The 508-nt window shown below is 46.3% G+C and carries 1 protein-coding gene; it reads left to right on the forward strand.

The annotated features are described in order from the left end of the window. Window positions 1-444: DUF4143 domain-containing protein (locus ACTQ16_RS16795; RefSeq protein ID WP_441938582.1), on the forward strand; the 444-nt coding region annotated here is incomplete at its 5' end. Window positions 445-508: the final 64 nt, after the last annotated feature.

A 508-nucleotide genomic window follows, 5' to 3' on the forward strand; every position in this document is an offset into this window, starting at 1 on the left:
TATAATGTGAAAGCTCCCCGACTGCCACTTGCCAGTTATGAAGACCGGGCAGCCTTCAAGATTTTCGTCCTGGATGTCGGGCTTCTAGGTGCGATGTCTAATCTCAAGGCAACGACAATAGTGGACGGCAACAGTATTTTTACCGAGTTTAAAGGGGCGTTGACGGAACAGTATGTTTTGCAGCAGCTCGTTCTCAGGTATGAACCGTATTATTATGCCAAGTCCAACAGTACTCAGGAGATTGATTTTCTGCTCCAGGATGAGGAGGATGAGATTGTTCCGCTGGAGGTGAAAGCCGAGACGAATGTCAAAGCAAAGAGCCTGCGCCAGTTTGTTGCAGACAACCGGTCAAAGAAGGCCTATCGCATCTCCATGAATGATTATCAGCAAGAAGATAGGGTTACGAATGTACCGCTCTATGCGGTAAATGGTCTCGAATTTTAGCAATAGCACCGCCCTAACTATATAAAAATAGGTAGTTAGGGCGGTGCTATCGCACTTTTTAATG

Origin of the sequence: Prevotella sp. LCP21S3_D2 (genome assembly GCF_052118345.1) — a bacterium.
Lineage (GTDB): Bacteria > Bacteroidota > Bacteroidia > Bacteroidales > Bacteroidaceae > Prevotella.